This window comes from Henriciella sp., assembly GCF_029936995.1.
Lineage (GTDB): Bacteria > Pseudomonadota > Alphaproteobacteria > Caulobacterales > Hyphomonadaceae > Henriciella.
Genome location: NZ_JAPYRE010000012.1, coordinates 1 through 24,422 on the forward strand (window position 1 = coordinate 1; position 24,422 = coordinate 24,422).

The following is a 24,422-nucleotide window of genomic DNA, read 5'->3' on the forward strand; positions in this document are numbered from 1 at the left end:
GCACCATTTTCATAAGGGGAATTGAGGCCATTGAACGCATCATATCCCACTTCCCAGTGGCCCCTCTGAGAGCGCTTGGTTAACGCCGCCAGGTGGCCTGTTAACCATCTGGCAAAAAACAGTTTTTTTAATATTGCATATACGATAATATACTATCGCCACCCGCATGTATCAGGTCTATTCATGCATTGCTGGTGAGCACAACATTTTCTACGTGCTGGCAGCTGTTCTCGTTCTGACGGTTGGGACAGTCTGTTCCATGATCGTGTATCAGCGCGGCATCCTCGCGCGGACTTCCGTGCGCCAGAGGGTTTGGGCCGGGCTTTCAGGGACGGTGACAGCAATCGGTATATGGGCGACGCACTTTGTAGCCATGCTTGGCTACAGGCCGGGTTTTGCCGTCCATTTTGATGGCGTAACGACCCTGCTGTCCGTCCTGATTGCGATTTCTGGTTTCCTGGTGACCAGTCAGGTCCTGATCGGCGGGATGACGCTTCTGCGCCGTTTGGCTTGCGCGGGTCTTGCGACAGCCACGGTCTCGGCCATGCATTACTACGGAGCGGGCGCGCTGAAAGCGGCTGCGCTGATAGAGTTTGATCCTGCATATGTGACCGCATCGGTCGTCGCAGCTTTCGCCTTCTTCACTTTGGCCTATGCCAGTTTCAGTACGTCATCGCGGCGTAGCAACGTGATCGCATTCACGGGATCTCTGGCGGCGGTTGCCAGCCTCCACTTTATCGGGATGACAGCTATGGATGTCGTGCCCATGGCCGGCTTCGATAGTGTCGCGTGGTCGATTGCCCCGGCAATGCTTGGGACATGGGTCGTGTTTGGCGTGGTACTGATCCTGGTGACCGCCTCACTGGCGGCAGGGCTGGATTCGGTATTGTCGAAGTTCCGATTCCGTGAAGCGCGTAGAATGTCGCTGCTGGTGAATGCGGCCTCCGAAGCCCTGTTTGTGACGCGCGCCGACGGCGAGGTGATCGAGCTTAATGATGCTGCGCGACAATTGTTCGATACGAGCCATGGCGACCTCTGCGGGACAAACATCAATATGCTTCTGGGGGCAGATATTACGACTGCCTGGCAAGCTGGCAGATATGGCCTGAGCGAGCATCATATGGCGCTCGGAGAAGAAAAGGTGCCGGTCGATATCTCCATTCGCAGTCTTGAGGACGAGGGCGAGGGCCTGTTCGCCGTAAGCCTTTACGATTTGCGCGAACGGCTGCGCAATGAAGCCAACATCCGCAAGCTCGCCTATAGTGATCCGCTCACGGGACTACCAAACCGTGCCGCTTTTCAGAAAGCCCTGGACGGACTCTGGGACGGCGCACTCAGGGACGCCTCACGGTTCAGTGTCATTCTCGCTGACCTTGATGAGTTCAAGGACATCAACGACCAGTTCGGTCACGGGGCAGGCGATGCCGTCCTGAAGGCTTCGGCAATCCGGTTGCGGGAAACCTTTGGCGCAAATGCCCTTGTTTCGCGTCTTGGCGGGGACGAGTTTGCTATCCTGTTGCCTTATGGCGACGATGAAACGACGCTCATGAAGCTTGCCGACAGCTGTGTGAAAAAGCTGTCCGAGGGAATTGTCCATGAAGACATCATGATCCAGTCGGGTGTCAGTGTCGGGCTTGCCGTCGCACACTCCCATGATGGGGTGACCGATCCGGACAGCCTGCTCAAGGCGGCTGACAGGGCGCTATATTCTGCCAAGAAGAATGGGCGGCGTACCGCCCGGCTCTATGATGCCGAGCTCCATGAGAGCAGTGAGAAGAAGCGCAGCATGGAGGCAGACCTCGTCCGGGCCGTGCGCGACAAGGAATTCGTGCTGCACTATCAGGCCAAGGTGTCGTCCACCACCCGGCGCGTCCTCGGTTATGAGGCCCTGATACGCTGGGAGCGGCCGGGTCACGGGCTGGTCATGCCGGGGGAGTTCATCGAGACAGCCGAACAAAGCCTCGTCATTCAGGACATCGGACGCTGGTGTCTTTATGAGGCTTGTCATGCTGCGGCGGGCTGGAAGGATGATGTGTCCATTTCCGTCAATCTCTCGGCACGTCAGTTCATGGACCCCAACCTGTATGCGACGGTGCGTGATGCAGTTGAGACAAGCGGCCTCGAGCCGGGCCGTCTTGAACTGGAAATCACCGAAACAGCCCTGATCCATAATACGATGGTTGCCGGACGCATTCTGGAGCAGCTCAAGACACTAGGCGTGCAAGTGGCCCTGGACGATTTCGGCACGGGTTATTCATCAATGCGCTTCGTGCAGCAGTTCCCGTTTGACCGCATCAAGATCGACCGTTCATTCGTGATGTCGATGGACACGGACCGCAAGGCATTTGCCGTTGTCGATGCGATCCTGCGGCTTGGAAAGAGCCTGTCGATTCCAGTCGTCGCCGAAGGTGTGGAGACCGAGGCGCAGGCGATCAGCCTGATCCGTTCGCAATGCACGGAGCTTCAGGGTTTCCTGATCAGTCGCCCCGGGCCGCTGACCCCGGAAGGACAGATTGCGGCCGAGGCGATCCGGGCAGTTGCCTCCCTGGACGTCATGAACGCCTAGATATCGACAACGATCTTGCCGAAGTGTTTCTGGCTGGCCTGGTGGGCAAACGCATCGGCAAGTTTGTCGAGCGGAAAATGGTCACTGATGACCGGCTTGATGCCATTCGCCTCGATCGCGGCGATCATGTCTTCCTGATGCTGGCGTGCGCCTACGGTGATGCCTGAGAGTGTAATGTTGGCACCGAACAGGGCGGCTGTCGGAACTTCGCCGGAAATACCGGTCAGCACACCGATCAGCGCGATATGGCCGCCGATCCTGCAGGCCTGGATCGACTGGGCCATCGTTTCCGGTCCACCAATCTCGATCACCTTGTCGACACCGCGCCCGCCAGTCAGCTCCTTGGCTTTGGCGCCCCATTTGGGTGTGTCCTTGTAATTGATGACATGATCGGCGCCGAGCTCGGTCAGTTTTTTCAGCTTTTCGTCGGAGGATGAGGTGGAGATAACCCGCGCACCGGCCGCCTTGGCCATTTGCAGGGCGAAGATCGAAACCCCGCCTGTGCCCTGGGTCAGGACCCATTCGCCGGGCTGCAGGCGTCGCTCGACCATCAGGCCGCGCCAGGCTGTAAGGGCCGCGCAGGGCAGGGTGGCGGCTTCTGCGAAGCTGTAGCCTTCCGGCATACGTGTCAGCCCTTCGGCAGGTACGGCGACAAGTTCAGCTGAAAAGCCGTCTATCCGGTCGCCCGGCACGGCCAGCATCTTGTCGAGTTCGGGCGGACCGTCCCGCCAGCCGGGAAAGAAGGTGGACAGCACCTTGTCGCCTTTCTTGAAGCGCGTCACACCGTCGCCGAGCTCGATAACCTCACCTGCGCCGTCCGACATGAGAATACGCCCGTCTGGCGTCGGGATGCCGCCCTGGGCGACCACGAAGTCGTGATAGTTCAGAGAACTTGCTTTCACCCGCATCAGCACTTCGCCGGGGCCGGGTTTCGGGTCCGGCCTGTCACCGATCTCGATATTCTGCAGTCCACCGGGCTTTTTCAGGCTCGCAACTTTCATGACGTTTGTCTCCCTTGATCTCTTGGTTCCTGAGCAGCCAATCACCGCTGCCGCAGCGATAGCCAAGATCAATCTTGCCGAGGCAGACAAAAGAAAAGGGCGGCAAGTTTGCCTGCCGCCCTCATCAGGTAAATAGCGTTATGCCCTAGCGCTGGACGGTGAACTCGATACCGACCACGCGGCCCTTCTTGAGCGGCGAGAAGGTGCCTGCACCCGGCAGGGCCTGGAATGGCGTCTGAACGCCGTTCGACATCGGGCCAGGGAAGGGCAGCTGCGTATCGTTACCGACCTGCACTTCGTCCAGGAGGTTGTCGCCGAACAGCGAGACGGCGAAGCCTTCATAGGGTGTTTCCCATGTCAGGTCCGCTGCAAGTTGCGTGGTGCCCTGAACCCAGCCGAAGTTGCTGTCGGTATAGGCGATCCGGTCGCGATACTGCAGGTTCACGGTCGAAACCAGCGTACCGGCATCACCGAGGTCGGCGTCATGAATGGCGCCAAAGCCATAGGTGAGCTGCGGAACGCGCGGAAGCTCGAGGTTCTCGTCACGCTGGTCAACCTGGGTGTCACCGCTGATGTCAAAGCGGACATCATCATACTCGGCGTCGATCATGCCGACATTGAAGGTGAAGAGCAGCTCGTTGGTTGCTGCCCAGCGGCCGTCGAGTTCGACGCCCTTGATGGTTGCGTCAGCCGTGTTGAGGATGTTCTGGACCACACCTGACGGACCGGCCGTGTTCACCTCACGCTGCATGTCGCTGATCTTGGTCAGGAAGGCAGCACCGTTGAGCTGGACGCGTCCGTCTTCGCTGGTCGACTTGAAGCCGATTTCGAAGGCATCGACCTCTTCCTCGTCAAAGCCGAAATCACCCGTGTTCGGGACGATCTGGTTGAGGAAGACGTTCACGTCCGTGATGCGGAAGTTGTAACCGCCCGAACGGAAGCCTTTGGTATAGGTACCGTATGTCTGGACATTGTCGGTCCAGAAATACTGCAGGCCGACTTTCGGGGTCCAGTTTGACCACTCATCGCCATCGGAGAAGCGGTTTTCTTCGCCGGTGAACGGATTGATGCCGGTCGTCGGGCAGGTGCCCTCAACAACAGAGCATTCCGGGCGCGGACGGATATAGGTAATGTCCGCATCCTTTTCTTCCTTCGAATAACGAAGGCCGACCGTACCGATCAGGTCAGGCGTGATGGAGTAGTCGACGTTGGCGAAGGCGCCATACACCGTGTGATCCTGGCTGCCACCACCGTAGAAAGTGGGCGGCGGTGCAGCGGAGTCGTTCAGGAGGTCCCGGATCTCGGTATAGTCCAGGGTCTGATTGAAGTAGTAGAGGCCTGTCGTCAGGTCGGTCTTGCCGAACGTGCCCGCATAGCGCAGCTCGTTGGAGACCTGCTCCTGATCAAGCTCGGAATTGGAGTGGAACAGGTCGAAAGGCGACGCGTCGATGTCACCGGACGTTGTACCCTCATAGCTGCGATAGCCGAAAATGTTCGTGATCTGGCCATTGCCGAAGTCCACGTCATAGTCGGTGCGCAGTGAGCCGAAGATCGTTTCGGAGTCGGCAAAACCGGGATTGTCGATCGAGAAGTCGAAGCTGTCACGATCGAAATAGGCACGGTTCTGGCCGCTCGGACCATCGACGTAGGAATCGTTGTACTGACCGTTCAGCAGGAAGGTCAGGCGGTCGGTCGCAAACCACTCCAGCGCACCCTTGTAGATGGCTGTCTGGGCTTCACCGTGATTGTCACCGTCAAACTGGTTTTTGAAGTAGCCGGCGTCGGTATTGTAATAGGCGCCGATCTTGCCGTTCAGCTTGTCTTCGATCAGGGGGCCGGAAACGATGCCCTGAACGGTGGAGTTCAGGCCGCCACGGTCATCATCAATCGGGCCGTCAAAGCGGGCGCGGGCCTTGTAGGAGAATTCGTCCGTCGGACGGGCTGTGTTGATAACCAGCGCGCCACCTGTCGTGTTGCGGCCGAAAAGCAGGCCTTGCGGGCCGCGCAGGACTTCAACGCTCTCAAGGTCGAACAGGTCGACGACAACGCCGTTATTGATGCCGAGATAGACGCCATCAACGAAGACGCCAACGGCCGGGTCGATGGACGGAATCGACGAGTTCACACCCAGGCCGCGAATGGCGAAGTTTGCCGTGCCGCGGGAGGTGCCGACATCGTCGAGCGAAACGTTGGGGGAAGAATAGCTGAGGTCCTCAACCGTGTTCACATTGAGCGCGTCAAGCGTGTCAGAATTGAAAGCTGTAACCGCGATCGGAACATCCTGGACGTTCTCGACATTCTGTTTCTTGGTTGCAGAAACCGTGACTTTCTGGAGGACGCGATCAACGGCATTGCCCTCGTTTTCAGCATCCTGTGCCTGGGCCGGCATCTGGCTGAGAACGGCGGCAAGAGCCACGCCGGACAAGAGGAATTTGTTGCGCTGCATTATATACTCCCGTGGAACTCTTATGGTTATGGTGTTCGAGGCTGGGACCTCGCCCGATCTATTGGAATCAAACCGTATCGGGTGAAAGCTGCATAATCAGGAGTGAGCCGATTATGCAACGGAGGTATACTGTCGCATGATGAAATGAGGGTACAGGTGATGTGTTATTGCATCACTTTTGCTGCTCTGCGGAAGTGAAAACTGCCGCAATGCACAATGAAATCAGGGGTTTGGAAACTCAGCTTTGCGCTTGTCGAGAAATGCGCGGTATCCGGCCCTGAAATGTTCGCTGCGGGCAGTATCGATAAATGCCTGACGGCCGTCTTCGTCCGACAGGCCACCTGTTGTGGTCAGGGCCGAGAGCAGTCTTTTCATCTCACGCACTGAATACTGCGACACCTCGCCGATCATCTCTGCACGATTGCGTGCGTGATCGAGCGCTGTTCCTTCAGGACAGAGATCTTCGACAAGCCCGATACGCTGTGCGCGCTGGGCGTCGAAAATGGCTCCGGTAAAAAGAATATCACGCGCGTGGCCAGACCCGACAGCCTGAACGAGCCGGCGCATGTCATCAGCTGGATAGACCAGGCCGAGTTTGGCGGGCGTTACGCCGAAGCGGGATCGTTGTGAAGCGATGCGGATGTCTGCGGCCAGTGCGAGCGAGACGCCACCCCCGATGCAGACGCCCTCTATCGCTGCAATGACAGGCTTTTCGCACCCGGCAATGGCATTCAGTGCGTTAGCGATCGTGTCTGCGCTTTCGCCAGCCACGACATCATCGGCGTAAATCGTCTCGAATTCTGAAATGTCTGCACCAGCGGCGAAATGCCCGCTCTCGCCGCCATGCATGATGATTGTTTTGACAGTACTGGCGGATTCAGCCTCTGCGATCAGTCCCGGCAGGGCCGCCCACATCTTCTGGCTGAACGCATTCCGCCGCTCTGGTGCATTGAAGACAATGTCAGCGATGGCACCGTCGCAGCGCAGGAAAACGGGAGCAGTGGCGGCAGGCATGGTCATCGAAGCTGGTTTCCAGACCCGGCCTGCCGCGTCAAGCTGCTATATCGCGATTGCGGGCTTGCGGCCAATCCATGGCTGGGCCGCTTCCAGTTCATAGGCCAGCGCAAGCAGGAGCCCGTCATCGCCGCGCCGTCCCGAGAAGAGAGAGCCGACCGGAAGGCCCCCATCCGTCCATTGAACCGGTACGCTCATCGAGGCTGCGCCTGCGACGTTCATAGGGGCCGTGAATGCGGCGAAATCGGTCACACGCTGGCGGATTTCTTCATACGGACCCGTTGGTGCCTGATAACCGATTGCTGGTGGAAGGGTGGACACGGTCGGCGTCAGGATAACGTCGAAATTCTCAAACCAGGAATGGTACTCGCCCTCGAAGGCCTGCAGCCAAGCTATGGCAGCCTCGAACTTGTCCTTGTTGGCTGCGAAGTCACGGGCCAGTCCCAGTGTCCAGGGTTCCAGGATCTCTTCTGGCGCCCGGCCCGGCGCATAAGCCATGGCCTGTTCGGCGAATTCCGCAGCACCTGCGGCCCAGAGCAGGAGGAATTCATCCTGGAACCTGCGACCGTCGACGGGCATGGTCCAGTCGATCACCTCATGACCGAGGGACCGGCAAAGCTCGGCACTCTTCTCAATGGCGGCGCGCGTCTCGCTGTCGAGTGTCGCGCCATTTATCGGTTCCGGGGCAAAGGCGATTTTCAGCCGGCGTGAAATGGGTTGGGTTATGTTACCTGTCGGGCGCAATCCATCACGCGGCGCTTCAGCGGCCGCGAACAACGCGGCGCTATCACGAACAGTAAGGGTCACTGCGTGGTTGACGGAAATCTCCACGGGCCCTCGTGGGGGCGGTCCCGCAAGCGCGCCGCGGGATGGCTTCAGCCCGAACAGGCCGCAACAGGCTGCCGGAATGCGGATAGAGCCACCGCCGTCGCTGGCATGGGCGAACGGAACGATGCGCGCAGCCGTCAACGCGGCGGCCCCACCAGAGGAGCCACCGGGCATCCTGTCGAGGTCCCACGGATTACGGCTCGGTCCGGTTGCAAGCGGTTCGGTCGACGATGTCAGGCCAGCCTCTGGCGTGGTCGACTTGCCGAGAACGACAACCCCCATATCCCGCCAGCGCCCTGCAAATGCGCCGTCTGACTGTGCGACATAGCCCTGATAGGCGCGGCTGCCAAAGAAGCTTGGCGCACCTTCCCAGTTTTCCAGGTCCTTGATGAAGGTCGGTACGCCCGCAAAGGCGCCGGAAAGGTTCTCTTCAGCGCGTGTTCTGGCTTCGTTATAGAGGCTCGACGCGATGGCATTGATCTTAGGGTTCACACGCTGGGCACGTGCAATTGCAGCCTCTGTGAATTCAAGAGACGTAATTTCCCCGCTTCCGATCAGTTCGGCCATACGAACCCCATCCATCGTTCCTGAAGGCGGTGATGACGCGCCGAGTACCTGGGCGGGGGCGCAGGCTGCCGAGAAGGGCAGGAAGGCTGCTGTCGCCGCTCCCCCGCGCAGGATATGACGTCGTGTCGGGTTCGATTTCTTCATGCCTTGTTTCCTCCCGGGTCTTTTTCTGTCTTGTGCAGGCAGACAAGGCTGCACCCGGCTTGCCGGGAAGGCAAGCGCGGGCTAGCCCTTGGTTTCAACTGAAACAAAAAAACGCACGGGTCAGGAATTAGAAATGCTGTCTGTACTCGATCTCTTCCGTATCGGCCTTGGCCCGTCGAGCTCGCACACTGTTGGGCCCATGCGGATTGCACGGCGGTTTCTTCAGGAGGCATCGCGGGCAGGCCAGCTGAAGGATGCCACACGTGTTCATATCGAGCTTCAGGGCTCGCTCGCGCTGACCGGTGTGGGGCACGGGACGGACAAGGCCGTGATTCTCGGCCTGACCGGCATGAAACCGGAGACCGCCGACCCGGTTGAGGCAGAAGAGACCTTCCGCCGGATCGTGCGGGAAAAGCGTATCCAGCTGGCCGACGGGCCGGAGATAGATTTCAACCCGCTAAAGGACATCGAATTCTGCACTGATGTTGTCCCGTCACTGCATCCGAACGGCGCTGTGCTGCACCTGTATGCCGGAGATGAACGCCCGGCCTGGTCACGGACATATTTCTCCACAGGGGGCGGCTTTATTGCGTCCCGGCGGCAGCTGGAAAAGCCTGTCAGCGACGATCTCGTCGACAGCGCAAAAGGAGCGCCATACCCCTTCGATTCCGCCATGGAGCTTATCAGGCAGTGCAAGGAGCATGACTGGCGGATAGATGAGCTTGTCCTTCACAATGAGGATGCGCGCCGTGGCCGTGAGAAGACGCTGAAGCGTCTCGACCGGATCGCTGAAACCATGATGGCCTGTATCGAGCGCGGCCTTGGCCAGACAGGCATCCTGCCGGGTGGGCTGGAAGTGACGAGACGGGCACCTGCACTCTACAAAAAGCTGAATGACAATCCGGGCTCGAATGAACGCGAGGAACTGTTCGACTGGCTGAATGTCTTTGCCATGGCCGTGAATGAGGAGAATGCGGCCGGAGGACGGGTTGTGACCTCACCGACCAATGGTGCAGCCGGTATCATACCCGCCGTCATCCGCCATTATTGTTGTGAGGATGGAAAGCTCGACCACGAAAAGGCCCGGCGTTTCCTGGTCGTGGCGGGAGGTATTGGCCTGCTGTACAAGCAGCGTGCCTCGATCTCAGGCGCTGAAATGGGGTGCCAGGGGGAAGTCGGCGTTGCCTGCTCCATGGCGGCTGGCGGGCTTGCGGCTGTCTGGGGAGCCGATGCCGAGACTGTCTGCGTGGCCGCTGAAATCGGCATGGAGCACAATCTCGGCCTTACATGCGACCCGGTTGGAGGGCTGGTCCAGATTCCATGTATCGAGCGCAATGCCTTCGGCGCGGTGAAGGCCGTGAATGCGGCCCGCCTTTCACTGCACGGGACAGGGCATCACAAGGTCAGTCTCGATCAGGTGATCGAGACCATGCGCCAGACCGGCATCGACATGTCATCGAAGTACAAGGAAACGAGTACGGGTGGCCTGGCAGTCAATGTCATCGCCTGCTGAAATGCGCGCGGATTGACGTTTGGTCAGTCTTGGAAGCGGCATTTCCTCATGTGATGGTGTTTGCATGGACGGATTTCAGTCAAAGACGCCGACAAGAGCGCGGCTTGAGTACCCTTTTGATTCCACACCGGAGACCGGCGAGACCCTTGAGGTATTGCCCGGTGTCTTCTGGGTACGCATGCCGCTGCCCTTTTCGCTGAAATGGATCAATCTCTGGCTCGTTGACGATGGTGAAAAGGGCTGGACGATTGTCGATACGGGTATGCCGCTGCCGGATACCAAGACGGCATGGCGCAAGATATTCGAGGACAGGCTTGAAGGGCGTCCTGTGTGGCGGATCATCGTCACGCATATGCATCCCGATCATGTTGGCAATGCAGGCTGGCTGTCGCGCAAGTTCCCCGGCGCGGAGCTATGGATGAGCCAGCTCGAGTATCTCACGTGCCGGATGCTTGTCGCCGATACGGGGCGCGAAGCCCCACAGGCCGGTATTGATTTCTACCGCGCGGCCGGCTGGACAGATGCGCAGATCGACACCTATCGCGGAAAGTTCGGCGGTTTCGGGCGTGGAGTCAGCCAGATGCCCGACGCTTATCACCGTTTGCAGGATGGCGATGAGATCACGCTTGCCGGGGAGAGCTGGCAGGTGGTCATGGGCAGCGGACACTCGCCCGAACATGCCTGCCTGTATTCGGGCAGCTTTAACGCGATCATTTCCGGGGACCAGCTCCTGCCGCGTATCTCCTCAAATGTTTCTGTTCATCCCACTGAGCCTGCCGCTGACCCTCTGACCGACTGGCTCGACAGCTGTCGAAAGCTCAAGGGCATACTCCCGGCAGACGCACTGGTGCTTCCGGCTCACAATGAGCCGTTCAGGGGGGCACATGTGCGCCTCGATCATTTGGTACGTGGGCACGAAACCGGGTTGAGGCGCCTGAAGCAGCGTCTGACGGAGTCCCCCCGCAGGGTGGTGGATGTGTTTCCAGCCCTCTTCGGGCGGAAGATCACGGACGATGTACTTTCCATGGCGACGGGTGAAGCCCTGGCGCATCTGCGATGCCTGGTAGAGCGTGACGACGCGACAGTCACTCCGGATGCGGAGGGTGTGGACTGGTACAGCGCAGCCTGACACACGGGATGACAACCGCAATTTAAGGTCGCCTTGGTTTCGTCATGGCGCTAGGTTTCCTTCCGAACCGGAGGACGGCGCAGATGTCGGAATATATGTGGCGCATGTCAGGAGTGCGTGAACAGGGTCTTGACCGGATGCACGGCGACGCCCAAAGCCTAGGCGCGGATGCGATCGACATGATGCGTCTGACCACATCAATGATCATGGGTGGTTCTGCAGAGCTGCTCGCCTTTGGGACTGCTTTCAAACTGCCATGAGCGAATCGTCGACCCCATCCGAAAAGCCGTCAGAGAAGCGTTCACTGAAGGCGAAGATACTGCATGAGATCCGTGAGTGGGTCGTCACGCTGGCGATCTTCATTCCGGCTTTCTACATTTTCTCTTTCCTGATCTACGAGCAGCGGGTGATTCCATCCGAGAGCATGGTGCCCAATCTCCAGGTCGGCGATCGCGTTGCCGTGAACAAATTTTCCTACGGCTATAGCCGTTACAGTCTCCCATGGGGGGCATGGCGCCTGTTTCCGGAAGGGGATGGACGCTTGTTCGGCAGCGAGCCTGACCGGGGCGATGTCGCTGTTTTCATGCATCCGCATACAGACCGGGTGATGATCAAGCGGATTCTGGGGCTGCCTGGTGACCGTGTGCAGATGATAGATGAACAGCTTTACCTGAATGGCCAGCCGGTTGAGCGCGAGTTCATTCGCCGGATCGACTATGTGCCTCATGAAGCACGTTACTCAGAAGCCGCGCGTGAATACCGGGAGACGATCAACGGCAAGTCCTGGCTGACCCATCAATGGCAGCAGGGCGCCGGGCAGACCCGTTCGCTTGATACAACGCCGGTCTTCGAGGTGCCTGAAGGCAACTACCTGTTCGTTGGTGACAACCGGGACAACTCAGAAGATGGACGTTCTACCACGGGGCATTGCCCTCCGAACGGGCAGGGCGTCATTGACCGGACGGGATGTGAGCTGCCGCGCGGTATATCGGCTGAAACCGCATCAGTTGGCTTTGTTCCAGCGGAAAACCTGATCGGTCGGGCCGACACGGTTCTTTTCTCGACCTATTCCTGTGATTCGGCTCAGGCCGAGCCCTGCATGAAGAAACGCCTCTGGAGAGGTTTGTAAGTTTTTTCGTGTGTCAGGGGAATTTTGGCGCAGTGATTGCATGTGCCCCTTGAAAGCACTTGTGTTGGACAGGGATGGCACAGATGGATTTCCGGGTATTCAAATCCGATCAGATGAGTGAGGAGCTCTGGGCATCCTTTACACAGTTGCGGAATTCCAGGGCGCTGTATGACGACCCGTTCTTCGATCCCGTCTATGCCCGGCTGGTTGGCAGGTGCCGCCGGGATACGCGTATTGGCGTTGCCTTCGAGGCCGGTGAACCGGTGGGGTTCTGGCCACTTCACAAGCGTCCCGGGGCCTGGGCGCGTCCGATCGGGGGCCCGTTCTCCGATTGGCACGGTCCCGTCCTTTCCGGGCACACCTCCCTGTCTCCATCTGCTTTTCTGAAGGGGTTGGGTCTGCTTGGCATGTCGGCCTTTGCATGGCTGCCGCAGGACCCGTCGAGTGAGACACGTCTGCGCCTTGCGGGTGCCAACATGACGTATGTGGGTGAGGGCTGGGATGCATTTCTCGCCAACCAGACACAACGCTGGCCGAAACATTTCAAGAAGATGCGAAGGCTTGCGCGCAATGTGGAGCGGGATTTTTCCGAGGCAGAGTTCCGGTTTGACGATCTTTCTGATGCGACTTTCAACCGGCTGATGGAACTCAAACGCGAGCAGTTCCAGCGTACGGGCCGCCATGATGTCCTGTCTCCGCAATGGGTGAAAAACCTTATGCAGGCCATGCGTGAAACCCAGACGCCGCGGTTCCGCTTGCGTCTCGTCAGCCTGCATCTAGATGGCCGGCATGCTGCAAGTGAACTCGTGGTGCAGTCGGACAAGGTCATGCATGGCTGGATCACTGCATTTGAACCCGAATTTGGCGCATATTCACCGGGAAACATGATCGTTCAGCTGATGCTTGAGCAAATGGCGAAGGGGGAGACCATGCCCAAAATTTACGACGCAGGCCCGGGGCTCGATCATTACAAGCGTCATTACTCCAATTATCAGCTGCCAATCGGCGCAGGGGTCGTCAGGTCGCGGGCACTTGCCATGCGTCCAGACCGGCTACTGGGCCAGGCCTGGCGTAGCGGGGAGCGTTTACTCGACGGGCGGGTTTCGCGTGTGCTGACACAATCGCGCCGGCGACTGGACCAGATATGCCTCTCGGAAACCGACAATATTGGCCGTCTGTCAGGCCTATATCAGGCTTTTACACGGACAAGAGCAGCTATGGAACTTGCCGAGTCCGACCAACCCCAGTAATCGCTGGAGGTGTTGATCGCTCGTGAAGGATCATTAGTTACCTGTCGCGAGAAAATGGGCGAGGCTCGATAAGGTATGCCTGGCAACAGGACCAAGAAAAACAGAACCACCCGCGGGCAGATTGTTGTTTCACGTCATGGACGTCCCGCGCTCGACAGGAGCGCTGGGCCCCGTCTTGACTGGAAGCAGTACCGTGACTGGTGGGATCGCTATGAAGCTGGGAGCCTGGCTCCTGACCAGCCGGCGCCGGAGAACCTTCGTGCCGCTGTCTCTGACGCGGACATCATACTCAGTTCGACCGCGCCGCGTGCGATAGAAACCGCGCAGCTTGCCAGCGGGCGGGATCCGAAGACTGACAAGGTGTTCTGCGAAGCCCCTCTGCCGCCGCCACGCTTCAGGAACCGGAAATACCTGCCCAAGACCTGGAACGTGATTGCCAGGACAGCCTGGCTTTACGGTCACAGCCTGGATGGTGAGAGCAACAGGGAAGCGCGTGAGCGGGCGAATGCGGCCGCAAAATATCTCCATGAGGCGGCTGCCGGTGGAAAAGTCTATCTGGCTGCGCATGGCTGGTTCAACCGGATGCTGCGTCCCGCCATGGCCAGGATCGGCTGGGTCTGCATACGCGATGGTGGCGACAAATACTGGAGCTACCGCATCTACGAGTACCGCGGCAAATCTTGAGCATTCGCCATTGTTAAGCGCGTGGCACGTGCTTAGGGTACATCTTTCTCACCAGTCCCGGGAGCGAGCGCATGGCCGAAGCGGCATCACAGGCAATTGGCGATATGAGCTTTGAGCAGGCCCTGAGGGAGCTTGAAGAGATCGTGCGCCGTCTGGAGGCTGGCGATGTCGAGCTGGAAAAGTCCATCGAGATCTATGAGCGCGGTGCAAAGCTCAAGGCCCATTGCGAGGCGCGGCTGAAGTCTGCCGAGCTCAAGATCGAGCAGATTGTCCAGGGAGCGGACGGTCAGCCACAAACCGAGACTGCCAGCTTCGACTGAGGACGCCGGAATGGACTTTGAAAAGCGCCTGACAGAAATAGCTGACAAAGTCACGGTTGCCCTCGATCAACTCATTCCCCCGGCGCAAGGGCCTGAAGCCAATCTCATGCGGGCAATGCGCCATGCCGCCCTGGCGAACGGGAAGCGCATGCGTCCATTCTACGTCATCGAGACGGGCGCAATGTTTGACGCAGATGAAACATCACTCCTGCGCACCGCTGCGGCCCTGGAATGTGTCCATACATACTCGCTGGTGCACGACGATCTTCCCTGCATGGATGACGATGACCTGCGGCGTGGACAGCCCACGGTTCACAAGGCCTTCGATGAAGCGACAGCCGTCCTGGCTGGCGACGCCCTTCTTACCCTGGCGTTCAAGATCGTCGCTGGAGAAGATACCCACCGCGATCCGGCGATCCGGATGCGTCTGACAGAGCGCCTGGCTGATGCGGCCGGTGCGAAGGGAATGGTTGGCGGCCAGATGATCGATATGCTGGAGGAGGAAAGCCCGCGAGACCTCAACACGATCACCCGGATGCAGCGGTTGAAGACAGGAGCACTGATCTCCTACTCCGTCGAAGCGGCGGGCATCATCGGCGGGGCTAGCGAGGCGTCACGCCATGCGCTGGCGGGGTTCGCACAGGATCTTGGTCTGGCCTACCAGATTGCCGACGACCTGCTGGACGTAACGGGTAATCAGGAGACGGTTGGCAAGACACTCCGCCGGGATGAGGCAGCGGGAAAAGCCAACTTCGTCACGCTCCTTGGTGTTGAAGGTGCACAGGAGCGTGTGCGGCTCCTTGCCGCGCAGGCCAAGCAGCATCTCGCAATTTTCCGCAATAAGGCCAATATCTTGCTGCAATCGGTTGATTATGTTCTCGACAGGACGCGCTAAAGCGTCCCTGAACTGTTAGGGTGTCTGCGAGAAAGGACTGCAACATGACGCTTCCCGCCAAGACACGGCTTCTCGATACGGTCGCGACTCCCGCTGACCTCAAGGGTCGTTCGCGTGAAGAACTCAGGCAGATTGCTGACGAGCTGCGCAATGAAGTAATTGATGCCGTTTCCGTAACCGGCGGTCACCTCGGCGCCGGGCTGGGTGTTGTCGAGCTGACGCTTGCCATCCACTCAATATTCGACACGCCAGATGACAAGCTCATCTTCGATGTCGGCCACCAGTGTTACCCACACAAGATTCTGACGGGGCGCAGGGACCGTATCCGTACAATCCGCCAGGGCGGCGGCCTGTCAGGTTTCACCAAGCGCGAAGAGAGCGATTACGACCCCTTCGGCGCGGCCCATGCGTCGACTTCCATCTCGGCTGGTCTCGGCTTTGCCAAGGCGCGTGATCTTAGCGATAAGGACAACAAGGTTGTCTGCGTGATCGGCGATGGTGCCATGTCGGCAGGCATGGCCTACGAGGCAATGAACAATGCCGGTTCGGATGCGAGCAACATGCTCGTCATCCTCAATGATAATGACATGTCCATCGCGCCACCCGTCGGGGCGATGAGCCATTACCTCTCAAAGCTGGTTTCGTCGCGCTCCTACCGGGGGCTGCGCAAGTTCGCAAAAAGCGTCATCAAGCCGATTGGTCTGACGACCCCGGCCCGGAAGGCAGAAGAATACCTGCGGGGTTTCGCCATGGGCGGGACCATGTTCGAGGAACTCGGCTTCTACTATGTCGGTCCGATCGACGGTCATGATCTGGATGTCCTCCTGCCGGTGCTGGAAAACTGCAAGGCGATGGATACCGGCCCGGTGCTGCTCCATGTCGTGACACAGAAGGGCAAGGGCTATGAGCCTGCGGAAAACTCTGCCGACAAGTATCATGGCGTCGCCAAGTTCAACGTCGTCACAGGCGAGCAGCAAAAGTCCAAGTCCGGCCCGCCAAGCTATACCAAGGTCTTCGCCAACAGCCTCATCGAAGAGGCGCGCAAGGACGACCGCATCGTCGGGATAACGGCGGCCATGCCGGGCGGGACAGGCATGGACCTGTTCGAAAAGGAATTCCCTGACCGTATGTTCGATGTCGGCATCGCCGAACAGCACGCCGTGACCTTCGCGGCTGGTATGGCGGCTGACGGGATGCGCCCCTTTGCGGCGATCTATTCGACATTCCTGCAGCGCGGTTACGACCAGGTCGTACACGACGTCGCCATCCAGAAGCTGCCAGTCCGTTTTGCGATTGACCGGGCAGGCCTGGTCGGTGCCGATGGCCCCACCCATGCGGGTAGTTTTGATATTGGCTATCTCGGTGCCTTGCCGGGCTTTGTCTGCATGGCGGCGGCTGATGAGGCGGAACTGGTTCACATGGTTCATACCGCAGCCGGAATTGACGACCGGCCAAGTGCCTTCCGCTATCCGCGCGGCAATGGCACCGGTATCGAGCTCCCGGCCATTCCTGAGGCGCTGGAGATCGGCAAGGGCCGGATCGTGCGCGAAGGCTCGAGTGTTGCCATCCTGTCTTATGGCACACGTCTGCAGGAGGCGCTTCAGGCGGCAGACCTGCTTGGCGCTCAAGGCCTGTCATGTACGGTAGCAGACGCGCGGTTTGCCAAGCCGCTTGATACGGATCTGGTAAATCGGCTGGCACGTGAACACGAAGTGCTGATCACGGTAGAAGAAGGCGCGCGGGGCGGATTTGGCGGCTTCGTGCTGCAGCATCTTGCCGAGGTTGGCGCTCTCGATACGGGGCTCAGGATCAGGACGATGCATCTGCCAGACATCTTCCAGGATCAGGACAAGCCCGAGGCGATGTACGTTGAGGCAGGGCTTGATGCGCGAAGCATTGCGGCGCGGGCAATCGAAGCTCTGGGGCGGGGTAATGTCGAGGAAATCGACCGGCTTGCTCAGGCTTGAACTGTCTTACAATTCCGTAAGCGGCTAGCTTGTGGATTCGGCTCCCTGTAGAAATCCTGTTTCGCGAAGTCTGGAGTAAACTTATGTGGCGATCCTGTATTGGCGGCCTGTTCTGCCTTGCCATCGTGGCCTGTGAGACAACCCCGGCGGCTGTCATTCTGACGCCTGCGGAATTTGACAGTGCTGTCGCGGAGGCGAATGGCAAATGGCATCCGTGGCTGACCATCGAATCTCTGACCGAGACGCTTGATACCGCGACGCTTTCGAGCAGTCAGCGCGCTCGCCTGCTCGTCGAGCGCGGCTCTACGCGCCGCGAGGCTGGCATAAACCTTCCAGGCGCCATTTCCGATTTCAGTCAGGCTCTGTCTCTCACGGTTGAGAATGATGACGGTGAGATGCAGCCAGCACTCGGCGCGAATGCGCGGGCGGATGCCGAGGCAGCGCTCGAATACGTAGAATCAGATTTCGAGGAGGTCCGCACGCGGCTTGCCGGTGTCCAGACACTTCAGGAATGGTTCAGTGACAAGGTGGCCTCAGGTGACATCGTGGCTGGCGTTGAGCGCTATAAAGCCTCGGGACTGGCACCTGAAATCCGTGATGCGCGCCTGCTTGAGGCGGCTGGCTACCTTTGTGCGGATGACCTGGAGAATGATCAGGACTGGGAACTGGGGCATGAACTGGACTACCTGAAAGACCTGGAATGGTGTGAAATCACGGCGATGCCTGCATCGTGAACTTTTTCTCGCGGCGCAGCGGCAATTTGGCTAGGCTCGCAGGCAGATCAACAGGGAGTCGGAATATGAACCGTTCGCTACTGGCTGGCGCCAGCGCGCTGCTATTTGTTTCAGCATGTGCCACGAACACTCAATCGGCAGCACCTGCGCAGGAGGACCCCACGTCAAACTATGCGCGGGCCATGGGAACGGTGTCCTCACTGGTCCAAGGTGGTAACGAGCAGATTGCGATTGACCGGCTGACCCAGCTTCTGGGCGACCCGGGCATGAGTGAGGCGCAAATGGCGCAGGCTCTCTGGCGCCGTGCCGAACTTCGCTACGGCGACGGTTCTGACGTCAATGGCACTGTAGAGGATCTCAACGAGATCCTTGCCGACTATCCTGACAGTTCGCATGCTGATGATGCTGAAGAGATGCTTGAAAAGGCAACCGCGGAACAGGCCGCGCTCAATGCACGCCTGAATGCCGGGTCGCTCACCCCTATGGAGAGGTTTCGCATCCTGTTCCGGCTCGGCCAGCATCAGGACGCATCCGATCTCATGCTCGCCAGTGCAATCCAGCCTGAGAACCGTTATCTCGTCGACATGTACCAGATTGGATATCTGTGCGACGGCGATGAGCTGGCCGGTCCGGTATTTCAGTTGACCGCGCCGGACGGGGCCGTCCGGGACGTGCAGTTCTGTTCTCTCGGAAAGTAGCGGGAAACGGCAGGTCGTCACCGGTCCATAATACACACCACCATCTCCAGAGCGCGTCGATCTGTCAGGCTCCAGCGGCGTGGTTTCTCTTTCATTGCGCACGCTCTCATGGTTCATTGCGCTGCAACAAGACAGAGAATTATGGAGGAATGAATGGCAGCGGACCCAGCCCCGTCCTGGCCGGTGATTTCGATACAGGAAGCCAACAGTCTTATTGCCCAGCCCGGCACGCCACTGGCCGTGGAAGAGGGCACGATCAACGGCGTCTCGATGAAGTATTATCCCGAGGCGCCGCCCACGCTGCGTTTCCCGCTCGAGGCTTCGGCGGCGCATGCGGACCGGGATTTCCTCGTCTATGAGAACGAGCGTGCGACTTTCGATTCGCATCTCAAGGCCGTCAGCCACGTCGCCAGAGCCCTGTCGGGGGAATATGGCGTCCAGAAGGGCGACCGCGTTGCCGTCATCATGCGTAACTATCCGCAATGGCCGGTAGCCTTCTTCGCTGCACTGTCCGTCGGGGCGATCGCGACGCCGATGAATTCCTGGTGGACTGGCGAAGAACTCGAATACGGTTTGAAGAATTCAGGCGCCAAGGTCGCCATTGTCGATCCTCAGATCTATGAGCGCATCCGCGAACACCTCGACGAATTGCCTGATCTCGAAACGGTCATCATAGCGCGTGAAACCGAAGAGGAGCGCAATGACCCTCGCGTGAAGAACTTTGAGGATATTGTCGGCGAAACGAATGACTGGAACAAGCTGGAAAGCCTGGCGCTGCCCGAGGCCGACCTGCTGCCAGATGATGATGCCACACTGATGTATACGTCAGGCACGACAGGCCGTCCGAAAGGCGCGCTGGCGACGCATCGCGCTGTGATTTCCAACTTCCTCAACTCGATGAGCTGTCAGGCGCGCATGTTCCTGCGCCGTGGCGAAGCAATTCCCGAGCCCGATCCGAGTGAGCAGCGAGCGACACTGCTTTCAATCCCGTTCTTCCATGCGACAGGCTCCTTCGCCGTGCTGATCCCCACGCTGATGCGGGGCGACAAGATTGTCTCGATGTACAAATGGGATGCAGGCAAGGCACTGCCGATCATCGAGGCGGAGAAAGTCACCGCGATTGGCGGGGTGCCGGCCATTGCCTGGCAGGTGCTCGAACACCCGGACCGGGACAAGTATGACCTGTCCTCCATCCAGGCCGTATCCTATGGCGGTGCGCCATCCGCGCCCGAGCTGGTTTCCACCATCAAGAAGCGTTTTCCGGACGCCGTTCCCGGCAATGGCTGGGGCATGACAGAGACGAGCGCAAGCGTGACGGTAAACCTCGGCGAGGACTATGTGAACCGCCCGGACAGTGCAGGTGCCCCGCCCAGTGCGGTCGACCTGAAGATTGTCGGGGGCGACGGAAAAGAGCTGCCCGCAGGCGAAGTTGGCGAGCTATGGTGCAAGAGCCCGTCAAACTGCAAGGGCTACTGGAACCGCCCCGATGCGACGGCGGAAACCTTCCGGGATGGCTGGGTCGTCACCGGGGATCTCGCGCGCATCGACGAGGACGGTTTCCTGTATCTGGTCGACCGGGCCAAGGACATGCTGATCCGTGGCGGGGAAAACATCTACTGTATCGAGGTTGAGAGCGCGCTTTACGATCACCCGGCTGTAATGGATGCGGCCGTGGTTGGCATTCCGCACAAGGTGCTTGGCGAGGAAGTCGGCGCTGTCGTCCAGCTGAAGCCGGGCAAGAGTGTCACGCAGGACGAGTTGCGTACGCATGTTGCCAGCCAGCTTGCCGCCTTCAAGGTGCCCGTCGAGATCCAGTTCCAGGACGATCCCTTGCCACGAAATGCCAACGGCAAGATCCTGAAACCCGATCTGCGTGAACGGTTTACCGCGCGCGCCTGATAAGGGGGCATGGACATGACTGATACGCGCCGCATCGGCGATACAGACGTTTATCCCATCGGGCTTGGCTGTATGAACCTCAGCCATGCCTATGGGCCGCCGACAGAGCCGGAAATAGCTACGCGCCTGCTTAACCAGGCGCTCGACCGGGGCTGCAATTTCCTCGACACGGCCACCATGTACGGCGCCGGGCGGAACGAGCAGCTGATTGGGAAAGCGATCGGGCATCGCCGTAATGAGTATTTTCTGGCCAGCAAGTGCGTCGCCATCATCCGCGATGGCGAGCGAGTGATCGATGCCCGGCCGAAGACGATCAAGCAATCATGCGATGAAAGTCTCTCGCGTCTCGGAACGGACGTTATCGATCTCTACTACATGCATCGTCCGGATCCCGAGGTCCCGATTGAGGATTCGGTGGGCGCGCTGTCGGAGCTGGTCGAGGCAGGCAAGATCCGCTTTGCCGGACTGAGCGAGATGGGGGAGGGGCTCTTGACCCGTGCGCAAGCCACCCATCCCATCGCTGCACTCCAGTCCGAATACTCGCTCTGGGTGCGTAATCCCGAGATTGCCGTCCTCGATGCCTGCCAGCGTCAGGGTACGGCTTTCGTGGCGTTCTCGCCCGTCGGGCGCGGCTTCCTGGCCGACCCGCCATTCGATCCCGCGCAGATGCACGAAAAAGACATGCGCCGGATTTTTCCACGTTTTTCACCAGAGAACTATCCGGGTAATCTTGAGCTTCTGGATGAGGCCCGTGCTATCGCGGAAGAGGCCGGGTGTTCGCTCGCCCAGCTTGCGCTGGCATGGCTGCTCAGAAAGGGCCAGCATGTCATTCCAATTCCGGGAACGACCAGCCCGGCGCACCTGAATGAGAATGTTGAGGCGGCGCGTGTCAGTCTCAGCGACGATATCATTGCCCGCCTGGATGCCCATTTCGCCCCTGAGCGAGCTGTCGGTCCGCGCTATACCGCCGCCCAGCAAAAGACAGTGGATACAGAACGCTTCGCGTTTGAACTGTCTGGTGCCCGCTAATGGCTGGCGACCGCGACGATATCGGCAGTGCCGGCAAGTCCGTTGCGCTTGAGCATCGCAATACGGGTGAAGATGGCCGCCGCTTCTCCCCTTCCATCACAAGGAACAGAGAGCCTGTGGCCGAAGCCTTTGAGCAGACCATGCCGCTGCATGGCCGGATACTGGAGATCGCCTCCGGGACAGGCGAGCACGGTGCCTATCTGGCTGAACGTTTTACAGGGCTCAGCTGGGTCTATTCCGATATTGACGGGATCAGTATGGAGAGCCAGCGCGCCTGGGTCGGGTATGGCACGAAGACAGGGCTGAAGCTGGATGGGCCAATTATCGTAGATGCCAGCGCGGATACGTGGCCGGGGGCAGAAGCGCTAGCCCCTTTCGATGGCCTGTTTTGCGCAAATATGGTCCACATCGCGCCCTTCGAAGCTGCCATTGGTCTCATGAAAGGGGCGGGGCGCCTGCTTTCCACGGGTGGTAAGCTGTTCCTGTATGGTCCGTTTGCCCGCGATGGTGTGATCGCACCATCCAATGCGCGTTTCAGCGAAGACCTGAAACGCCGTGATTCCTCATGGGGCGTGCGTGACCTCCACAGGGAAATTCTGCCGCTGGCGCTTGAAGCGGGACTGGCGCTGGACCAGGTCGTTGAAATGCCGGCCAATAATCTGAGCGTCATATTCAGCAGGTCTGGCTGAAGCGGGCGCTATAGCCAGCGCATTCCGCGAAACAGGACGATAAGTCCTGCTGAAAGCCCAAGCATCCCGAAGCACAGAATGGCGAAGGCAAGCGGGCTTTCCACGCCCGGCATACCCCCGACATTGACGCCAAACAGGCCGGTCACGAAGCCAAGCGGGAGGAAGACAGCGGAAATGATGGAGAGGACGAACAGGCGCTGGTTCATGCGCTCGCTGCGTTCCTCGATAAGCTGTTCCTGCAACACGGTTGAGCGCTCCCGGATCGTGTCGAGCTCTTCGCCGATCCGGGTCACCCGGTCTGCGATCTCGCGCAGCTGAAGGGTTTCGGTTTCACTGAACAGGCTCCGCCCTTCGCGCGTCAATTGGGCCAGGGCGTCGCGTTGTGGAATAATATAGCGCCTCAGGGTCAGAACTTTACGGCGGAAATTCGAAAGCACCGTCTTGGGCAGGGTTGCCCCAGGCTCAAGAAGCGTTTCTTCAAAGTCGTCGCCCTGTTCGTCCAGCCCGGTGATGACCGGCTCTATCCGGTCTGTCAGACGGGCAGCGAGATACGTAATGATCGCGCCATTCGTCTCAGGCACGTCGCCGGCCATGATCCTGTCGCTCAGGTCCTGCGTGGCCTTTATATGAAAGGCGCGCAGGGAAACCACTACATCTGCCGTCATCCAGATACGGATGGCAATCATGTCTTCCGGTTCAGAGCCTTCATTCAGATTGACCCCGCGCAGGTTTATCAGCAGGCCGTCGCCATGCGCGAGGCAGCGTGGCCGCGTATCCTCCTGGAGCAGGGAGTCGTCAATCACGCTGTCGATGCCGCTTTTTTCCGTCAGCCATGCGCGTACTGCGGGCGAAAGGCGGTTCAGGTGAAGCCACCGGCGCACACCGGGCCGCTCTGCGGGGCCGATTGCAACATCGTCCCAGGAGAGGCGGCGCGCATTGCCGTCTGCGCTGAACTCGAAGCCGAAGATGAGAGGATTATCGCTGGCCGCCGTCATGAGCGCGTCCCGGCTGAGAGGTAACCGATGACTTCGATCCAGCCGATAACGTCTTCACTGACCCCTTCATTGCGCAGGAATTGCGAGAAGGCCGGCACGAAGTTGCGCGGCTCACCGCACAGTGCGACGGCATCATTCAGTTCAGGCATGACGATCCGGTCAAAGTCTTCCGCAAGGTCCGTGAAATCACCCATCAGTGTGGCGATACGCAGGGCTGTCACAGCGGAACTGTTTGCAGGGCTGTCGGGCACATCGCGAAGCGCGCGTACCGTGTCCATGTTGGCCTGCGCGAAACGGGACAGGACGCGGTCTGTTTTCCACTCGATCCATTCAGGCGTGCACGGGTCTGGCTGCGTCTGGCAGCCACCCGCCAGTGTGAGCGAAGCAAGGCCCAGCACCGCGATTGTGCGTCGAATCATGAACGCTCCTTCCTGACCGGCATTCAGCCTACAGGAAGAAACGGCCTCAGGCGAAGCGGAAAGTGTTGACGTCGTCCTGCGTCTCAGCGGTGACTTTTTCGCCTACCGGGCTTTTGTCTTCCCGCAGGCGATCCAGCGCCTCAGGTGCGGCCACGGCAACGAAACGCTTGCCTTCATCTGTCCGGGCGAAAATGACCCCCTTGGGATCGCCCTTGCGTGGATGGATCACCGTATAGCTCTCAACCGTGCCGCTGGAGGGCGCTTCATCGAGTTCAACCTGCGTGTCAGGCTTGGCTGCCGGGGCGGCCGGTTTGAAGCTGTCGGGCCGGGTCGTCGACCAGATCCCGACAGCCTCCTTTGTCATCCAGCCGCCATTCGCCAGTACAAGCCCGAACGTGCCCGGATCGCCGCGCAGTGTCTCTGCCATGCTGGCGAGGCCATGCATGGAGTAGTTATTGCCTGGCCCGCCAAAGAAAGGCAGTCCGCCTGTCTGCGTCAGGGCGCGT

21 protein-coding genes and 1 pseudogene are annotated in these 24,422 nt (G+C 59.4%); 15 read left to right on the forward strand and 7 right to left on the reverse strand.

Annotated elements, in window-relative coordinates; translation table 11 throughout:
• Nucleotides 1-259 precede the first annotated feature (259 nt).
• Nucleotides 260-2,566, forward strand: a complete 2,307-nt coding sequence (locus Q1K31_RS16230; RefSeq protein WP_300381938.1) for an EAL domain-containing protein — start codon at nt 260-262, stop codon at nt 2,564-2,566.
• On the opposite strand, the gene Q1K31_RS16235 is transcribed toward Q1K31_RS16230, so the two are convergent.
• From Q1K31_RS16235 to Q1K31_RS16250, 4 genes are all read right to left on the reverse strand, one after another.
• Complete coding sequence (locus tag Q1K31_RS16235) at nt 2,563-3,567, reverse strand: NAD(P)-dependent alcohol dehydrogenase (RefSeq protein WP_300381940.1); 1,005 nt, start codon at nt 3,565-3,567, stop codon at nt 2,563-2,565. The two genes, Q1K31_RS16230 and Q1K31_RS16235, sit on opposite strands and share 4 nt — an antisense overlap.
• Before the next feature lie 145 nt (nt 3,568-3,712).
• Nucleotides 3,713-6,013: a TonB-dependent receptor gene (locus Q1K31_RS16240; RefSeq protein WP_300381942.1), complete on the reverse strand. Its 2,301-nt coding sequence runs from the start codon at nt 6,011-6,013 to the stop codon at nt 3,713-3,715.
• Nucleotides 6,014-6,235: 222 nt separating this feature from the next.
• Entirely contained in the window at nt 6,236-7,033 is a 798-nt protein-coding gene (locus tag Q1K31_RS16245) for an enoyl-CoA hydratase-related protein (protein WP_300381944.1), read from the reverse strand.
• A 39-nt stretch (nt 7,034-7,072) separates the two neighbouring features.
• Nucleotides 7,073-8,566, reverse strand: a complete 1,494-nt coding sequence (locus Q1K31_RS16250; protein ID WP_300381946.1) for an amidase — start codon at nt 8,564-8,566, stop codon at nt 7,073-7,075.
• Between the two features lie 133 nt (nt 8,567-8,699).
• Here Q1K31_RS16250 and Q1K31_RS16255 point away from each other — a divergent pair, with 133 nt between their 5' ends.
• The 14 genes from Q1K31_RS16255 to Q1K31_RS16320 all read left to right on the forward strand — a co-directional run bounded on the left by Q1K31_RS16255 (nt 8,700) and on the right by Q1K31_RS16320 (nt 22,502).
• On the forward strand, nt 8,700-10,079 hold the full coding sequence (locus Q1K31_RS16255; protein WP_300381948.1) for an L-serine ammonia-lyase: 1,380 nt from the start codon (nt 8,700-8,702) through the stop codon (nt 10,077-10,079).
• A gap of 64 nt (nt 10,080-10,143) precedes the next feature.
• Nucleotides 10,144-11,208 carry an MBL fold metallo-hydrolase gene (locus Q1K31_RS16260; protein WP_300381950.1) on the forward strand — a complete coding sequence of 355 codons (1,065 nt, stop codon included), beginning with the start codon at nt 10,144-10,146 and terminating at the stop codon, nt 11,206-11,208.
• 83 nt (nt 11,209-11,291) lie between these two features.
• On the forward strand, nt 11,292-11,468 hold the full coding sequence (locus Q1K31_RS16265) for a heavy metal-binding domain-containing protein (RefSeq protein WP_300381952.1): 177 nt from the start codon (nt 11,292-11,294) through the stop codon (nt 11,466-11,468).
• Nucleotides 11,465-12,337, forward strand: a complete 873-nt coding sequence (lepB, locus tag Q1K31_RS16270) for a signal peptidase I (RefSeq protein WP_300381954.1) — start codon at nt 11,465-11,467, stop codon at nt 12,335-12,337. Before Q1K31_RS16265 ends, lepB begins: the two co-directional genes overlap by 4 nt.
• Before the next feature lie 83 nt (nt 12,338-12,420).
• Nucleotides 12,421-13,587, forward strand: coding sequence for a GNAT family N-acetyltransferase (locus Q1K31_RS16275; protein ID WP_300381956.1), 1,167 nt, complete (start codon nt 12,421-12,423; stop codon nt 13,585-13,587).
• 75 nt (nt 13,588-13,662) lie between these two features.
• The gene (locus Q1K31_RS16280) at nt 13,663-14,271 is read left to right on the forward strand and encodes a histidine phosphatase family protein (RefSeq protein WP_300381958.1); all 609 of its coding nucleotides are present in this window, start codon (nt 13,663-13,665) and stop codon (nt 14,269-14,271) included.
• Between the two features lie 71 nt (nt 14,272-14,342).
• Nucleotides 14,343-14,591: an exodeoxyribonuclease VII small subunit gene (locus Q1K31_RS16285; RefSeq protein ID WP_300381960.1), complete on the forward strand. Its 249-nt coding sequence runs from the start codon at nt 14,343-14,345 to the stop codon at nt 14,589-14,591.
• A gap of 10 nt (nt 14,592-14,601) precedes the next feature.
• Nucleotides 14,602-15,486 (forward strand): polyprenyl synthetase family protein, encoded by an 885-nt coding sequence (locus tag Q1K31_RS16290; protein ID WP_300381962.1) that lies wholly within the window; start codon nt 14,602-14,604, stop codon nt 15,484-15,486.
• 44 nt (nt 15,487-15,530) lie between these two features.
• Nucleotides 15,531-17,453: a 1-deoxy-D-xylulose-5-phosphate synthase gene (gene dxs / locus Q1K31_RS16295; RefSeq protein WP_300381964.1), complete on the forward strand. Its 1,923-nt coding sequence runs from the start codon at nt 15,531-15,533 to the stop codon at nt 17,451-17,453.
• A gap of 83 nt (nt 17,454-17,536) precedes the next feature.
• Complete coding sequence (locus Q1K31_RS16300; RefSeq protein WP_300381966.1) at nt 17,537-18,187, forward strand: hypothetical protein; 651 nt, start codon at nt 17,537-17,539, stop codon at nt 18,185-18,187.
• A 65-nt stretch (nt 18,188-18,252) separates the two neighbouring features.
• Nucleotides 18,253-18,885, forward strand: coding sequence for a hypothetical protein (locus Q1K31_RS16305; RefSeq protein WP_300381968.1), 633 nt, complete (start codon nt 18,253-18,255; stop codon nt 18,883-18,885).
• Nucleotides 18,886-19,038: 153 nt separating this feature from the next.
• On the forward strand, nt 19,039-20,784 hold the full coding sequence (locus Q1K31_RS16310) for a class I adenylate-forming enzyme family protein (RefSeq protein ID WP_300381970.1): 1,746 nt from the start codon (nt 19,039-19,041) through the stop codon (nt 20,782-20,784).
• A 15-nt stretch (nt 20,785-20,799) separates the two neighbouring features.
• The gene (locus Q1K31_RS16315; protein WP_300381972.1) at nt 20,800-21,813 is read left to right on the forward strand and encodes an aldo/keto reductase; all 1,014 of its coding nucleotides are present in this window, start codon (nt 20,800-20,802) and stop codon (nt 21,811-21,813) included.
• A complete protein-coding gene (locus Q1K31_RS16320; protein WP_300381974.1) occupies nt 21,813-22,502 on the forward strand; it encodes a DUF938 domain-containing protein in 690 nt (229 codons plus the stop codon). The genes Q1K31_RS16315 and Q1K31_RS16320 overlap by 1 nt, the downstream gene beginning before the upstream one ends.
• An 8-nt stretch (nt 22,503-22,510) precedes the next feature.
• On the opposite strand, the gene Q1K31_RS16325 is transcribed toward Q1K31_RS16320, so the two are convergent.
• From Q1K31_RS16325 to Q1K31_RS16335, 3 genes and pseudogenes are all read right to left on the reverse strand, one after another.
• The gene (locus Q1K31_RS16325) at nt 22,511-23,497 is read right to left on the reverse strand and encodes a zinc transporter ZntB (RefSeq protein WP_300381976.1); all 987 of its coding nucleotides are present in this window, start codon (nt 23,495-23,497) and stop codon (nt 22,511-22,513) included.
• A complete protein-coding gene (locus Q1K31_RS16330) occupies nt 23,494-23,916 on the reverse strand; it encodes a hypothetical protein (protein WP_300381978.1) in 423 nt (140 codons plus the stop codon). The genes Q1K31_RS16325 and Q1K31_RS16330 overlap by 4 nt, the downstream gene beginning before the upstream one ends.
• Before the next feature lie 46 nt (nt 23,917-23,962).
• Nucleotides 23,963-24,422: pseudogene (locus Q1K31_RS16335) on the reverse strand (acetyl-CoA acetyltransferase); the annotation flags it as partial.

Coding starts and splice junctions, on each gene's coding strand:
- Q1K31_RS16230 (WP_300381938.1), top strand. CDS start 260: ATGATCGTGTATCAGCGCGGCATCCTCGCGCGGACTTCCGTGCGCCAG.
- Q1K31_RS16235 (WP_300381940.1), bottom strand. CDS start 3,567: ATGAAAGTTGCGAGCCTGAAAAAGCCCGGTGGACTGCAGAATATCGAG.
- Q1K31_RS16240 (WP_300381942.1), bottom strand. CDS start 6,013: ATGCAGCGCAACAAATTCCTCTTGTCCGGCGTGGCTCTTGCCGCCGTT.
- Q1K31_RS16245 (WP_300381944.1), bottom strand. CDS start 7,033: ATGACCATGCCTGCCGCCACTGCTCCCGTTTTCCTGCGCTGCGACGGT.
- Q1K31_RS16250 (WP_300381946.1), bottom strand. CDS start 8,566: ATGAAGAAATCGAACCCGACACGACGTCATATCCTGCGCGGGGGAGCG.
- Q1K31_RS16255 (WP_300381948.1), top strand. CDS start 8,700: ATGCTGTCTGTACTCGATCTCTTCCGTATCGGCCTTGGCCCGTCGAGC.
- Q1K31_RS16260 (WP_300381950.1), top strand. CDS start 10,144: ATGGACGGATTTCAGTCAAAGACGCCGACAAGAGCGCGGCTTGAGTAC.
- Q1K31_RS16265 (WP_300381952.1), top strand. CDS start 11,292: ATGTCGGAATATATGTGGCGCATGTCAGGAGTGCGTGAACAGGGTCTT.
- lepB (WP_300381954.1), top strand. CDS start 11,465: ATGAGCGAATCGTCGACCCCATCCGAAAAGCCGTCAGAGAAGCGTTCA.
- Q1K31_RS16275 (WP_300381956.1), top strand. CDS start 12,421: ATGGATTTCCGGGTATTCAAATCCGATCAGATGAGTGAGGAGCTCTGG.
- Q1K31_RS16280 (WP_300381958.1), top strand. CDS start 13,663: ATGCCTGGCAACAGGACCAAGAAAAACAGAACCACCCGCGGGCAGATT.
- Q1K31_RS16285 (WP_300381960.1), top strand. CDS start 14,343: ATGGCCGAAGCGGCATCACAGGCAATTGGCGATATGAGCTTTGAGCAG.
- Q1K31_RS16290 (WP_300381962.1), top strand. CDS start 14,602: ATGGACTTTGAAAAGCGCCTGACAGAAATAGCTGACAAAGTCACGGTT.
- dxs (WP_300381964.1), top strand. CDS start 15,531: ATGACGCTTCCCGCCAAGACACGGCTTCTCGATACGGTCGCGACTCCC.
- Q1K31_RS16300 (WP_300381966.1), top strand. CDS start 17,537: ATGTGGCGATCCTGTATTGGCGGCCTGTTCTGCCTTGCCATCGTGGCC.
- Q1K31_RS16305 (WP_300381968.1), top strand. CDS start 18,253: ATGAACCGTTCGCTACTGGCTGGCGCCAGCGCGCTGCTATTTGTTTCA.
- Q1K31_RS16310 (WP_300381970.1), top strand. CDS start 19,039: ATGGCAGCGGACCCAGCCCCGTCCTGGCCGGTGATTTCGATACAGGAA.
- Q1K31_RS16315 (WP_300381972.1), top strand. CDS start 20,800: ATGACTGATACGCGCCGCATCGGCGATACAGACGTTTATCCCATCGGG.
- Q1K31_RS16320 (WP_300381974.1), top strand. CDS start 21,813: ATGGCTGGCGACCGCGACGATATCGGCAGTGCCGGCAAGTCCGTTGCG.
- Q1K31_RS16325 (WP_300381976.1), bottom strand. CDS start 23,497: ATGACGGCGGCCAGCGATAATCCTCTCATCTTCGGCTTCGAGTTCAGC.
- Q1K31_RS16330 (WP_300381978.1), bottom strand. CDS start 23,916: ATGATTCGACGCACAATCGCGGTGCTGGGCCTTGCTTCGCTCACACTG.